13 protein-coding genes and 1 pseudogene are annotated in these 11,824 nt (G+C 65.5%); 8 read left to right on the forward strand and 6 right to left on the reverse strand.

Going from position 1 to position 11,824, the window contains the following annotated elements:
- The 5 genes from U4E84_RS14805 to U4E84_RS14825 all read left to right on the forward strand — a co-directional run.
- Positions 1-1,136 (forward strand): hypothetical protein (locus U4E84_RS14805; protein ID WP_322532887.1); only part of this gene is annotated, 1,136 nt, incomplete at its 5' end.
- The gene (locus U4E84_RS14810) at positions 1,136-1,597 is read left to right on the forward strand and encodes a hypothetical protein (RefSeq protein ID WP_322532888.1); all 462 of its coding nucleotides are present in this window, start codon (positions 1,136-1,138) and stop codon (positions 1,595-1,597) included. The genes U4E84_RS14805 and U4E84_RS14810, both read left to right, overlap by 1 nt.
- A gap of 53 nt (positions 1,598-1,650) precedes the next feature.
- Positions 1,651-2,232, forward strand: a complete 582-nt coding sequence (locus U4E84_RS14815) for a hypothetical protein (protein WP_322532889.1) — start codon at positions 1,651-1,653, stop codon at positions 2,230-2,232.
- 98 nt (positions 2,233-2,330) lie between these two features.
- Positions 2,331-3,242, forward strand: a complete 912-nt coding sequence (locus U4E84_RS14820; protein ID WP_322532890.1) for a shikimate kinase — start codon at positions 2,331-2,333, stop codon at positions 3,240-3,242.
- Positions 3,243-3,282: 40 nt separating this feature from the next.
- Positions 3,283-3,576, forward strand: a complete 294-nt coding sequence (locus U4E84_RS14825) for a chorismate mutase (RefSeq protein ID WP_322532891.1) — start codon at positions 3,283-3,285, stop codon at positions 3,574-3,576.
- A 40-nt stretch (positions 3,577-3,616) separates the two neighbouring features.
- Here U4E84_RS14825 and U4E84_RS14830 read toward each other — a convergent pair whose 3' ends face one another.
- The 3 genes from U4E84_RS14830 to U4E84_RS14840 form a co-directional block, all read right to left on the reverse strand.
- The gene (locus U4E84_RS14830; RefSeq protein WP_322532892.1) at positions 3,617-4,213 is read right to left on the reverse strand and encodes an N-acetyltransferase family protein; all 597 of its coding nucleotides are present in this window, start codon (positions 4,211-4,213) and stop codon (positions 3,617-3,619) included.
- Between the two features lie 861 nt (positions 4,214-5,074).
- Positions 5,075-6,025, reverse strand: a complete 951-nt coding sequence (locus tag U4E84_RS14835) for an alpha/beta hydrolase (RefSeq protein ID WP_322532893.1) — start codon at positions 6,023-6,025, stop codon at positions 5,075-5,077.
- A 121-nt stretch (positions 6,026-6,146) separates the two neighbouring features.
- Positions 6,147-6,383: a DUF4242 domain-containing protein gene (locus tag U4E84_RS14840; protein WP_322532894.1), complete on the reverse strand. Its 237-nt coding sequence runs from the start codon at positions 6,381-6,383 to the stop codon at positions 6,147-6,149.
- 615 nt (positions 6,384-6,998) lie between these two features.
- On the opposite strand from U4E84_RS14840, the gene U4E84_RS14845 reads away from it, so the two are divergent.
- Positions 6,999-7,331 carry a hypothetical protein gene (locus U4E84_RS14845; RefSeq protein ID WP_322532895.1) on the forward strand — a complete coding sequence of 111 codons (333 nt, stop codon included), beginning with the start codon at positions 6,999-7,001 and terminating at the stop codon, positions 7,329-7,331.
- 212 nt (positions 7,332-7,543) lie between these two features.
- Here U4E84_RS14845 and U4E84_RS14850 read toward each other — a convergent pair whose 3' ends face one another.
- The gene (locus U4E84_RS14850; RefSeq protein WP_322532896.1) at positions 7,544-7,885 is read right to left on the reverse strand and encodes a hypothetical protein; all 342 of its coding nucleotides are present in this window, start codon (positions 7,883-7,885) and stop codon (positions 7,544-7,546) included.
- 24 nt (positions 7,886-7,909) lie between these two features.
- Here U4E84_RS14850 and U4E84_RS14855 point away from each other — a divergent pair, with 24 nt between their 5' ends.
- On the forward strand, positions 7,910-8,854 hold the full coding sequence (locus U4E84_RS14855; RefSeq protein ID WP_322532897.1) for an acetamidase/formamidase family protein: 945 nt from the start codon (positions 7,910-7,912) through the stop codon (positions 8,852-8,854).
- Between the two features lie 4 nt (positions 8,855-8,858).
- Here the strand turns inward: U4E84_RS14855 and U4E84_RS14860 are convergent, their stop codons facing one another.
- On the reverse strand, positions 8,859-10,757 hold the full coding sequence (locus tag U4E84_RS14860) for a helicase HerA domain-containing protein (RefSeq protein ID WP_322532898.1): 1,899 nt from the start codon (positions 10,755-10,757) through the stop codon (positions 8,859-8,861).
- A gap of 129 nt (positions 10,758-10,886) precedes the next feature.
- Between U4E84_RS14860 and U4E84_RS14865 the strand changes: the two genes are divergently transcribed.
- Positions 10,887-11,237: a DUF5518 domain-containing protein gene (locus U4E84_RS14865; RefSeq protein ID WP_322532899.1), complete on the forward strand. Its 351-nt coding sequence runs from the start codon at positions 10,887-10,889 to the stop codon at positions 11,235-11,237.
- Between the two features lie 336 nt (positions 11,238-11,573).
- Here the strand turns inward: U4E84_RS14865 and U4E84_RS14870 are convergent.
- Positions 11,574-11,824, reverse strand: a pseudogene (locus U4E84_RS14870) (tryptophan--tRNA ligase); the annotation flags it as partial.

Raw genomic sequence — 11,824 nt, forward strand, 5'->3', positions numbered from 1 at the left:
GAGACGTCGTCGACGACGCGGTCTGGTTCGCGACCGAGTACGCGACGGCGGTCGCGACGTACCGCGACGCGATAGCGGATCTGGTCGCCAAGATCGACGCCGTCCGCGAGACGGCCGACGCGGACGGCGAAGTCAGCGTCGAGATGGCCGACCGGCTGGAGGAAGCCGGGCGCGCCGCCGCCGACCGCGCCGCGACCGCGCTGGAGCCTCATTTCCATCCGGAGGCCCGGATCCGCTCGCGGACCGAGCGCCACGTCGAGACGCTCCGGACCGTCGCGCCTCGCGGCGACGTCGACCGGTTTCTCGAGGAGGTCGACCGCATGCGCGACGGGGTCAGCCCCCTCGGAACCGCGACCTACGTCGAGGAGGCGTTCTCGCGGGAGCCGATCCACGACCGGCTGTTCGACCGGCTGCTGTACCCACTCCCCGAGAACGACGACCGACGGCGACGGCTCCGGGACGAGGCGTTCGTCGAGCTCGCCCTCCCGACTCGCGAGTTCGCGGCGTTCGCACACGAGCCGTACGACGAAGACCGGTACGACCGGTCCCGAATTCCGCGGATCTACGGGGAGGCGTTCGACTCGGACCGCCGGGCGGAGCTCCGCGCAAGGCTGGGGCCGGTTCCCAGGCCGGGTGACCGAGTGGACGAGCTCTTCGTCGCGTTCGCGACCCGCCCGTCCGCCGGCGGTCGTCCGAGCGAGACGTTCGAGGGGTGGCCTCACGAGCTCGACGGGACTCCGCTGTACGTCCAGCGGTACCCGGACGCCGGGGTCGCGAGCGACCGGCTGGAAGCCGTCCTCGCCGACGCGTCGACGGAGGGGCGCGCGCCTATCGATCCCACCGCGACCGCTTCGGGGTCAGACATCTCGGAGGGCACCGCGAGCGACGACGACAGCGAGGGCGACGACGCCGGCGACGCGGAGGGGTCGGTCGACGACGGTCCCGCTCGCTGGCACCGACTCTACCACGACGAGGCCGAGGGCGAGCGCTACGGCTTCGACGAGCACGCCGGTGTCCAGTACGGATACGTCGTCCGGGCAGGCGAGTTCCTGCTGGCGACCGGGTTCTCCGGAGACGCCTGGGAGGAGCGCGCCGGCTGGCAGGGAGCGCTGACGAACGGGTGGGTGGTGGTCTGATGAACGCGAACGGAGTCGGTCTCACGGCGGCGGTGTTCGCGGTCGTCGGCGTCGGCGTCGGGCTCGTCGGCGCGGTGGGGACCGGGTGGGCCGAGGCCGCGCTCGCGACCGCCGCGACCGGCGAGACCGCGCGGTTCGGTCCGGTGTTCGTCGCGCAGTCGTACCTCGCCGTCACCGCGGCGGCGCTCGTCGTCACGCCACCCATCGCCGGCGTCCTCGGCGTGCTCGTCGGGTCGCGGGCGTACGACCCGCGGGAGGCGGCCGCGACCGCGGGCGTCGGGGGCGGGCTCGGCGCGCTGATATACGGGGTCGTCGTCGTCGTCCTCGTCGTCGCGTCGCAGGGCGAGGCCGCGACGCAGGCGCACGGAATCGCCGACGCGCTCGGACCGGTGCTCGCGACCGCGGTCGTCGCCGCCGTCGTCGGCGCGGTGGCCGGCGTGCTCGGCGAGGTGACGGGATGACAGATGCGCGATCGAACCCCACGCACAGGTCGTCCGGCGACGAGGGGGCGCCCATGAGGCGGTCACTCTCCCGTCGACGGCTGCTGGCCGCGGCCGCCCCCGGCCTGCTCGCCGGCTGCCTCGTAGAGTCGGACGAGAGCGCGGGCGACGCCGACCGCGAGAGTGCGGGCGAAGGCGAGAGCGAAGAGACGGAAAGCGACAGCGAAGAGACGGAAGGCGAGAGCGAAGAGACGGACGAGTCGACCGCCGAACAGTCCGACGACGGGTCGGTATCCGACGAGGTCGGACCGGACGGCTCCGGACTCGTCGTCGCGAGCGCTGACGTGCTCGACGTGACCGACGACGGGGGCGAGACGACCGTCGACGCGCGGCTCACCGTGGAGAACGCCGGGCGGTTCGCGTACGGGACGGTCGAACTTCGCGTCGACGCCTACGCGAGCCGTCCGAGCTCGTCCGACCGAGAGGCGGTCGGCTTCGGCTACGTCACCGAGCGGTTCCCGTCCGACAGTCGGTTCGACGACGGGACCCGACGGTTCGACGTGTCGATCGCGTTCTCGAGCCGAGAGACGAGCGTCCGTTCGGACCCGGGCTGGTACGAGGTCGACGCCGCGGTGCGGCGCGCGGAGCCGGTCTGAGTCGGAGCTCTCGGTTGCCCGCGACACGTCGCCAGTCGCGAGCCGAGAGTCTCGCCGTGATCGCTACCTCTTTGTCCGCGCTCGCGAGCCGTGAGTGCATGGAGGGACGGGCGGCCGCACTCGGCGCCGGCACCGTGTTGAACGCGCTCGCGACGGGCACCGGCGCTGCGTTCGGCATCGACGTCGAGACGCGCGCGAGCGTTGCACTCGACCCGTCCGCCGAGGCCGTGAGCGGAACGATCGCCGAGGTCCCCGACGCCGACACCGCTCTGATAGAGCGCTGCGTCTCTCTCGCGACGGACCGGTGGGGAGACGGCGAGGGCGGCACCGTCCGGACCGACAGCGACGTGCCGCTCGCCGCCGGGCTCAAGAGCTCCAGCGCGGCCGCCAACGCCACCGTGCTCGCGACCTGTGACGCGCTCGGGCTGACGGTGGGAGACGAGGGCGACCGCGCCGGCGACGCCGCGGACCCCGCGGTCGACGTCACCCGTCTGGAGGCCTGCCGGCTCGGCGTGCGGGCGGCCCGCGAGGCGGGCGTCACCGTCACGGGCGCGTTCGACGACGCCACCGCCTCGATGCTGGGCGGAGTGACCGTCACCGACAACGGGAGCGACGACCTGCGGTCGCGCGAGACCGTCGACTGGGACGTCCTCGTCTGGACCCCGCCCGAGCGCGCCTACAGCGCGGACGCGGACGTGGCCCGCTGCGAGGCTGTTGCGCGGATGGCGGACCTCGTCGCGGACCTCGCGCTGGACGGACGGTACGCCGAGGCGATGACCGTCAACGGGCTCGCGTTCTCGGCCGCCCTCGGCTTCGACGCCGACCCCGCGGTAGAGGCGATGTCGCACGCGACGGGGGTGTCGCTGTCGGGCACCGGCCCGAGCGTCGTCGCCGTCGCTGACCCGACCGACCCAGAGACCGACCTGGACGTCGTCGCCGACGCGTGGGACGAACGCCCCGGCGCGCTGCGACGGACGACGACCAGAAACGACGGCGCGAGCGTCGAGTGATCAGCCGTGAGACGCCGCCGACCCCGACACGTGATTTCCCATGAGTGACACACCGAACGCGGAGGACCGGAGCCTCGACGAACTGCGACGCGAGATCGAGGACATCGACCGAGAGATCGTCGAACTGATCGCCCGCCGGACGTACGTCGCCGACACCGTGGCGGCCGTGAAAGAGGAGCGCGACCTCCCGACGACCGACGAGGGCCAAGAGGAGCGCGTGATGGAGCGAGCCGGTGAGAACGCCGAGCGCTTCGACGTCGACGCCAACCTCGTGAAGGCGATCTTCCGGCTGCTGATCGAGCTGAACAAAGTTGAGCAACGTGAGTCGAGGTAGCACATGGCACGATTCGGGGGGCGAAGCCTACTCCATGCTCCTAGACGGAGATGTCCACAACTCCCGCTGCAACAGCATCATCCAATTCTGGAGTACCCTCAAGTTCGCCGATAGGTGTCGGGGGGTCAGGGTCATCCGTGTGTGGCTGTAACGGGAGGTGCCACCACTTTACGTCATGCCACTTCCCTTGCTTGTACCCGACGTTGCGGTAGACCCCCACCGGCTCAAATCCCATCGCCCTATGGAAGCTAACGCTCGGTGGATTCGGTAACGTCGTGCCGGCATAGACGTTGTAAAAACCCTGCAAACGTAGTGTCTCGAACAGCGAACTGTAGAGGCCTTTTGCGACACCGGTTCGGTGATACTCTTCGTTTACGTAGACGGATGACTCCACGCTCCACTGGTACGCGCCCCTCCCTCGGTGACTACCGGCGTATGCGAATCCGATTACGCTGTTCTCGTGGTCGCAGACGAGCCACGGATAAGATTCGAGCTTCCTCGTAATGCGCTCTTGAAACTCGTCTCTACCCGGTGGAGAAATCTCGAAAGAGATAGCAGTATCACGTACGTATGGTTCGTATATTTCCTTACAATCGTGGGCATCATCTGGAGATGCAAGCCGAATCGTCATTATCATGTGGCCAAATATCCTCGAATGAACTTAAAACATGGTCACAGGAAAACATTTGTATCTCTACATTCGATGCTTTTCGAGAAGCGGCAATCTGTGCAGAATGTGTTACATCAGTTATCGAACTGAACAAGGTCGAACAACGTGAGTCTCGGTAGCCAAAAACGCGTCTTTCAGGCCATGAATTGCTGGCTGAGGAGCAGATTCTTCTGACTGTAGTTGTTCTTTGAATTCGCGGTCGATGAATGACGTTATACTTTGTCGTCGAGTGGTTTTCGAGTTCTCCACCACGACCGACGAAATCAAACAGAACGTTTCACTCAGCGGAGTCCTGGCTGCTACCGACGAGTCCAGAGGTATCCGAAAACTACCCACGCGAGTCCGTAGAGGATCATCGGACCGGCCCATGGATCAGCACCTTCGCCCATCGCGTATGTAGTGAATGCGATTGCGAAAGGGACACCAACAGGCAGCGCGGTGATGAGGAGCCAGTAATGCACCGAGCATTGCCAGAAGAAGTCCCAGCAGAAACGGGAGGAATCCTGTCTCAGAGAGGGGAGGTATTGTAAGGCTCGTCAGAACTATTCCGACGGTTGCAACGACCCATCCGAGACTCATCAGGCCGTATCCGCTCTTGGCGAGGCGACCGAACCAAGAGCGCTCAGTGATGTATAATGCCGGGAGCGCGAGGGAGAGCAGTACCACTGCGAACGCTCCGAACGGCTCAACGATGTCGAATTCCGCTTCGCTCAGAACGCTAAGCAGAGCAATCCCAGTGAGAATCATACTCATTCCGCCAATGAGACCCTGAGAATGCTACTCTCCCTCCATCCGCTCACGGCTGATCACTGTTCGTGCTGCGTCATTTTATTTCAGCACCTGTTGAACCACAAACTCGCGCAACACCGCGGAAAAGAACGTAGGGTTGTCGATGTTCGAGGCGTGACCCGCATCCGGTATCACAGAATTCTCTACGTCCGCGTTCGTGAGTTGTGCGGCGAGTTTTTTGTGCATATCCTGAAGGACTGGCGGTACGTTTTCCCCGTGCATCACCAAAGCAGGGACGGTGATCTTCGAGGCATCGAAGTCACTCTCCGGAAACTGTGCCACCGAGTTGGCAATCTTAACGAATTCTGCGTGGGATATCGTCGGTGCCTCGTCCATGAGCCGCTGCGTGGTCACACTGTCACCAGCAATCCCAGGAGCGAGACGTTGCCCAACCCACGTCTGCAAACGGTTTAAGATGGTGTATCTCACGACACGATCCAGCAGACCGAAGAATCGCAGGTTGGCGAAGATGAGCCGTCCTTTTAACGGAAGTGGAGCCGCAGTGAACGTATCGGACACTACGAGGCCGGCTATCTTTTCGGGGTACGTCGCAGCGTACACCTGAGCGATACAGCCCCCCATCGAGAGTCCACACAGAACCGGATTCTCAACGTTCAACTCCGTCAGAAGCGCATCAAGATCTGCCGCGTACAACGACATATTGTACGGATCGCGGTCGGAACCACCGGTGCGTCCGTGGCCCCGTACGTCGTACGCGATGGTTGTGAATTCGCCGTCGAGAGCTTCCATTTGGGGTTCCCACTGGGTGGCGCTCATAGTCATGCCGTGGATGAACACGATGGGTGGGCCGTCACCACGGCGCACGTAGTACGTCTCGATGTCGTTCGTTCGAACGAATTCTGACTCCGTATCAGATGCGCCTTGATTGTGGCTGGCCTTTTTCATTTCAATGGTCTCGCGTATCCGACCGTCGTTGGGATGAGGGCCTTCCTTTCTCTTCGGTGGCACTTGAATCTTCCTCGACCACATTACAGAATTACTCCGGCCACTGCCGCGATTGCGGCGACCAGCCAGTGGGCCCATGACCTCTATCCGCTGTGAAAGCCGAACTTGCCCTGTTCGAACAGTCCGTAATTCCTGTGATTTGTACTCACTCGCCTTGTTCGACTTCGAAGATCTCGTCTGCGGTGAGGCCGTGGGCTTCTTTGTGGACTTTCTCACCCGCTTCTTTGCTCGGGCCTTCAAACAGACAGAAGACAGCACCCTCGTCCTCGTCAACCCAGTAGTTCAGATATTTCACACCGTGTTTCTCCTGAGTCGCGACGTCTTTCTTGTGAGCCTCTACGACGTCTTCGACGCTTGCGTCCACATCTCGGTGAACGTCCATATATAGTGGCATAGCACATTGACCACAAGTGCGGTCGTTGTTAGTTATAATGCACTATTTCTCAGTAAGACGCGATTATTCGGAGGAGTGTACACCCGTCGAAGGATAGCTGGAGTCTCTTCGATCTGTGCCGACTGAACGGCATCCTTCTATGCGATCCACCCGCGAAATAGACACCCTATTTTGAACAGTGGTTACAGAGGTATTGATAAGAAAAGGCGCTCCCAATTGCTAGTTACAATCGACACGTATCACGTGATACTCCTAAATATTCAATCCAAGTTGGATCATTTCGCCCAACTGCTGCAAAAGGGTTGCTCGAAAACCGGTAAAGTACACGAGACCGTGTTACGTGAGTTATTGAACTGAACGAGGTCGAACAAAGAGAGAGTCGATAGGCGGGAAACGCTTTGACAGAGCTTCTACCTTCGCATTAGTGAGGTGGTGACCGTTCTCGACGCCCCCGTGTGAAATGTCAGACTTGATGAACGGTCGAGAGATTCGACGCGCGTCCGTTGTACACGCGGCCACGACAACCACTACGTGTACCACGCTTCGTTCAGCTGGGACTGTATCCTCCGTCCGGAGCCATTCCCCGTCGGTCGGACGCTGCTCTTGGTCCAACTGTCGGCACGGCCCTGGACCCTGTCCGCCGACGTCGCGCGAGAGGGGATGCGGACGTTCGCCGAGTCGCCGTCGTTCGACGAACAGCTTCGTCGGTTGGCGTTCGGTCCCAGTCAGCGCGGAACGACCGATCCGGCAGAACCGATCGTGGTCGGGTGGGGTCGAAAGGACCGAGTGACCCTGCCCGGGCAGGCGACGGGGGCACTGGAGCGGTTCCCCATCGCCCGCTTGCACTGGTTCGAGGGTAGCGGGCATTATCCCCTCTGGGACGTTCCCGGCGAGACGACCGACCTCATCCTCTCGAGCACGGCGACCGACGAGTGAATCGGTCCGAGCCGACGTAGCAGACGAGAGCATGCCAGTTGTCTGACTGGTGTTTATGGTCGTAGCCACGGTACTAGTTAACTCGACACATGAACACAGACCTCCCCGTAGAGCGCCTCAACGCCCAGGATGAGTGGGATTGGACCGGTCAACGGGCGGCGCGAACGACACCGGACGCACCGGACAGCGGCGCGGACCGGGAGTCCGGTGGATTAGAACGGGGCGGCCCTCCGGGCGACCGGCACGGCCCTCCGGGAGAGAGACGCGGTTCTCCGAGGCGAACAGTCGCCTCCCGGCGCGACGTCCAACGGCTCGAACGGAAGCTCGAGCGGAAAGAACAGCGCCTGCAGCGCGTCGTCGAGCGGTACGAGCGACTCCTCGACGAGCGGGACCGACAGCTCGCGGAGCAGCGCCGCTCCGACACGGAGCGGCCCCGACCCGCCGCCGCGGTGCGCTCCGTCCTGTCCCGGTTGGTCCCCGGGAGGAAGTGAGGAGACAGAGCGCGGCGCCCCGTCGGACGTCCGCGTCGTCGCCCCCGCCGCGAGACTTTTCACCTCGCGAGCCAGATCCGCACCCGAATGTCACGAGAGCTGGTCTCCCACCGCGACGGTCACGTCTACGAGTTCTCGCCGGAGATGGAGCCCATCCACGAGGCGGCCGACGGCGAGTCGCTCACGATCGAGACGATCGACAGCCTAAACGGAGCGATTCAGGCCGACGCCGATCTGTTGGACGCGATTCCGGAGGAGGTCAACGCCGCGACCGGCCCGATCGCCGTCGAAGGCGCGAGTCCCGGGGACGTGCTCGCGGTCGAGATAGAGGACGTGCGCGTGACCGAGGAGGTCGGTCGCGTACTCACGGCACCGGGCTTCGGGCTCCTGCGGGACGATCCCGACATCGAACACCCCGCGACGCGGATCACCAGGGTCGACGCCGAGAGCGACCGAGACGGAGAGACCGAGAAGGAGGGGAACGGGTCGATCGACTTCGAGGGGATCGACGTCCCGATAGACCCCGTGATAGGGACGATCGGCGTCGCTACCGCCGGGGAGACGATATCGACGCTCACGCCGGACGACCACGGCGGCAACCTCGACACGACCGACATGACTGCCGGGACGACCGCCTACTTCCCCGTGTTTCAGGAGGGCGCGATGCTCGCGATGGGCGACTCGAAGGCCGCGATGGCCGACGGAGAGATGTGCGGGACCGGCGCCGAGATCGGCACCGAAATCGACGTGACGCTCTCGGTGATCGAAGATCCGGACGTGCCCCTCGACCGACCGCTCGTCGACACCGGCGACGCGGTCAAGACGGTCGCGAGCGCCGAGACGATGGAGAGAGCGGTGGAGCTCGCGAACCGCGACGTCGTGCGACTGCTGGCGCACGAGCACGGCTTCTCTCGGACGGAGGCGTACCTCTTCTCCAGTCTCGTCGGCGGCCTCGAGATCAGTCAGGTGGTCGACCCGCAGGTGACCGCGCGGAACGCGGTGCCGAGCGAGTACCTCTCGGTCCCGTACTGAACGGTCACTGGTCCCCGGTGCGACCCCGCTCTGCGAGACGTTGCGCGGCGTCGCTCAGCTCGCTCCCGCCCGAGCGGTCGTCGGCGTCCGTCGGGCCCGCGTCGTCGGAACCGTCGCCCGCGTCGCCGCCGACGTCTGCGAGGCCGGCGTCGGGGGACTCGTCGACGGTTGCCGAGTCGCCCTCCGCGTCGGTCGCCGGGTCCCGCGCCGGATCGACCTCCGTCGGCTCGGCGTCCGGCGGGTAGCTCCGCTCGGCCGGCGGGACGAAGGCGGTCTCGACGGCCCGGACGATCTCGCGGACGCTCTCCTCGTCGAGCCGGTCGGCGTACGCCTCGCGGATCAGATCGGGGACGGCGTACGCGTAGTGCCCGCGGCCGGCGTGCCGGATCAGTCCCGCCCGCCGTATCGGTCGGTGTCGACTGTACGCGTGTCCCGAGTCGCCGTCGCCGCCGGCGTCGATGTGGGCGGCCACGGGATCGCTGACGCCCTCGCGGCGGTAGTGGCGGAGCATCCCGCGCGAGAGCTCCGGCAGCGCCTCGATCCGATCGCGGAGTTCCTCGATGACCGCCTCGCGGGTGCCGAGCTCGACGGCGTCGTCGAAGCGGAGCGCGCTCTCGGCGACGTCGGCGCGGGTCACGGGGTCGACGTCGTCGATCGGCGGGTCGGCGTCCTCGTTCGCGTTTTCGTCGGTCTCGTTCGCATCTCCGTCCGCCGACCCATCGTCGTCGGAGTCCCGCGAGTCGCCGTCCTCCCTCGTCGCGGCGACGGCCTCGTCGTACGACTTGAGCACGGACTGGTCGCCGTTCTCCGCGCTGCCCGCCGACGGACCGGCGCCGCTCCGGTAGGGAGCCTCGGCCTTCCCGAGCAGCGCCTGCGCGAACTGGTCGGCCATGTTGCTCAGGTCCCGCGCGTCCGCCAGCTCGCGTTCGAGCTGGGCGATCCGCTGGTTCCGCTCGTCGAGCGTCTGCCTGAGGTCGGCGAGCTCGGACTCGTGACGGGCCTTCTCGTCGGAGATGGACTGGAGCTCGCCGACGAGGTCGCTGGAGACCGACTTGAGCTCCGGGCGCTCGAAGTCGTCGAGCCCGGGGGTCGCGCCCGCGTCGAACGTCTGCTTGCGGTGGAACTGGATCCGGCGGATCGACTCGTCCCAGTCCGTCATCAGGAACGCCTCGCCGTCGCCTAAGTCCTCGACCGCGCTCGCGTACTTCGAGCCGAGGATCCGCCCCACGACCTTCGTGTCGTTGTCCCAGGTGAGCCGGTGCCAGCAGAGCCAGTCGCACTGGGTGATGAAGTCCTTCTTGACGTCGGCGGGGCGCTGGCTGATCCCGACGATGCCGAGGCCGTGTTTCCGCCCGCGCTTGCCGACCTTGATCAGCATCTTTCCCGTCTCGTCCATCCCGCCGCCCTCGGGGATGTACTCGTGACACTCCTCGACGACGAGGAGGAAGGGCTTCTTCATCCGCTTCTCCTTCGCGAACAACTGCTTGACGACCTCCAGGAGGAGCTCGTTGGCGGTCTCTTCCTCCAGGTAGCCGGAGACGTCGAGGATGATCGGGACGTTCTGTTCCAGCGCGAGGGTCGCGAGCTTCTCGGCGTGCTCCGGGGAGACGACGATGTCGCACTCCTCGTCGGCGCCGGCGTGGAGGATCTCGTACTCCTCTTTCAGCCCGTAATACTCGCCGTCGGTGTCCACGATCATCACGGGGAACCCGTTGTCGAGGAGGTTCTCGATGACGACGCTCGCGGTGTTGCTCTTCCCGGAGCCGCTCTTTCCCGTGATAAATGAGCGACCGGTGAGCACGTCGACGACCGGGAGCTCCACCGGCGTACCCGGTTCCGCCGTCGCGTCGCCCCCGATCCCCTCGCTGACGTCCGCGACGTGGATCGTCTCCTGCTCGGTCATACACGTGACAGGCACCGCCCGCCCCATAAACTATCGGCTCGGAGCGCGTCGACGTACGGCGGCGAAGCCAGGAAGCGCGTGGACGCTCCGTCCCGCATAACTATACGCTCCGCTGTCGATCGGAGAGCCATGAACACCGACAACACCCTCCTCAACGCGTTCATCGGTGCAGTCGCGACGTTCGTGCTCTCCTTTACGGGCATTGGGCCCGTGCTCGGCGGCGCGTTGGCGGGCTACCTCGAAGGCGGCGAGACGAGCGACGGCCTCCGAGTCGGCGCGATCTCGGGTGCGATAGCGTCGATCCCCGTTCTCGGAATACTGGTGCTGATCCTGTTCGTCGTCCCGGTCGCTCCGGACGCGGGCGTCGTGCTCGGGAGCGCCGTGCTGATCCTCGGGATCATCGCGCTCGCGTTCGCCTACACGATGGCGCTCAGCGCGGTCGGCGGGGTCCTCGGGGCCTACATCAAACGAGAGCTGTAGCCGAGCGCCGATCAGAAGCGTGGCTCCGAGCGGTCTCCTCGCTAGCGCGCCCGGACGCAGTCGGGTGTGTCGTATGTACACGGTCGGTCGGCGCGGACTCCCCCGAAGCCCCCAGCCGCTCGCCTGTACGTATCTTCGTATAAACTGCTGATTGATGCGCCCGCCTCGCGGCTGCCCTTCGAGTCCCGCCCCGCACCTCACGCCTCCCCAGCCTCGTCGGGGCGGCGCGACCGCGCCGCCCCGACTCCCTCGCGCGTGCTGCTCGGCCGCACTGCGGCCTCGCAGGCCCGCGCCGCCGCGGTCCATCAATAGAACGGTCGGAGTTGACGGTCGGTTTTAGTGCTCGCCGCCGGTCCCGCGGCGGTCGGAGTCGAGGTCGATGTCGAGGTCGTCGAGGAGTTCCTCGGCCTCCGCGCGCTTCTCCTGGTGGTCTTCGAGGAACTCCCGCATCAGTTCGGCGGCCTGCTCTTTGCAGCCGCCACAGAGGCGCTCGCCGTTCACGCACTCGGAGTAGACGGTCTTGGTGAGCTCGTCGTCGTCGCCCGCGAGCAGGTAGGCGTACAGCTCGTAGACGGGGCACTCGTCGG

Source organism: Halorubrum sp. AD140 (genome assembly GCF_034497445.1).
In the GTDB taxonomy this organism is placed as follows: Archaea; Halobacteriota; Halobacteria; order Halobacteriales; family Haloferacaceae; genus Halorubrum.

What these genes read in the sequence shown, in the direction of transcription:
- U4E84_RS14810 (WP_322532888.1), top strand. Translation starts at nt 1,136, where the DNA reads ATGAACGCGAACGGAGTCGGTCTCACGGCGGCGGTGTTCGCGGTCGTC.
- U4E84_RS14815 (WP_322532889.1), top strand. Translation starts at nt 1,651, where the DNA reads ATGAGGCGGTCACTCTCCCGTCGACGGCTGCTGGCCGCGGCCGCCCCC.
- U4E84_RS14820 (WP_322532890.1), top strand. Translation starts at nt 2,331, where the DNA reads ATGGAGGGACGGGCGGCCGCACTCGGCGCCGGCACCGTGTTGAACGCG.
- U4E84_RS14825 (WP_322532891.1), top strand. Translation starts at nt 3,283, where the DNA reads ATGAGTGACACACCGAACGCGGAGGACCGGAGCCTCGACGAACTGCGA.
- U4E84_RS14830 (WP_322532892.1), bottom strand. Translation starts at nt 4,213, where the DNA reads ATGATAATGACGATTCGGCTTGCATCTCCAGATGATGCCCACGATTGT.
- U4E84_RS14835 (WP_322532893.1), bottom strand. Translation starts at nt 6,025, where the DNA reads ATGTGGTCGAGGAAGATTCAAGTGCCACCGAAGAGAAAGGAAGGCCCT.
- U4E84_RS14840 (WP_322532894.1), bottom strand. Translation starts at nt 6,383, where the DNA reads ATGGACGTTCACCGAGATGTGGACGCAAGCGTCGAAGACGTCGTAGAG.
- U4E84_RS14855 (WP_322532897.1), top strand. Translation starts at nt 7,910, where the DNA reads ATGTCACGAGAGCTGGTCTCCCACCGCGACGGTCACGTCTACGAGTTC.
- U4E84_RS14860 (WP_322532898.1), bottom strand. Translation starts at nt 10,757, where the DNA reads ATGACCGAGCAGGAGACGATCCACGTCGCGGACGTCAGCGAGGGGATC.
- U4E84_RS14865 (WP_322532899.1), top strand. Translation starts at nt 10,887, where the DNA reads ATGAACACCGACAACACCCTCCTCAACGCGTTCATCGGTGCAGTCGCG.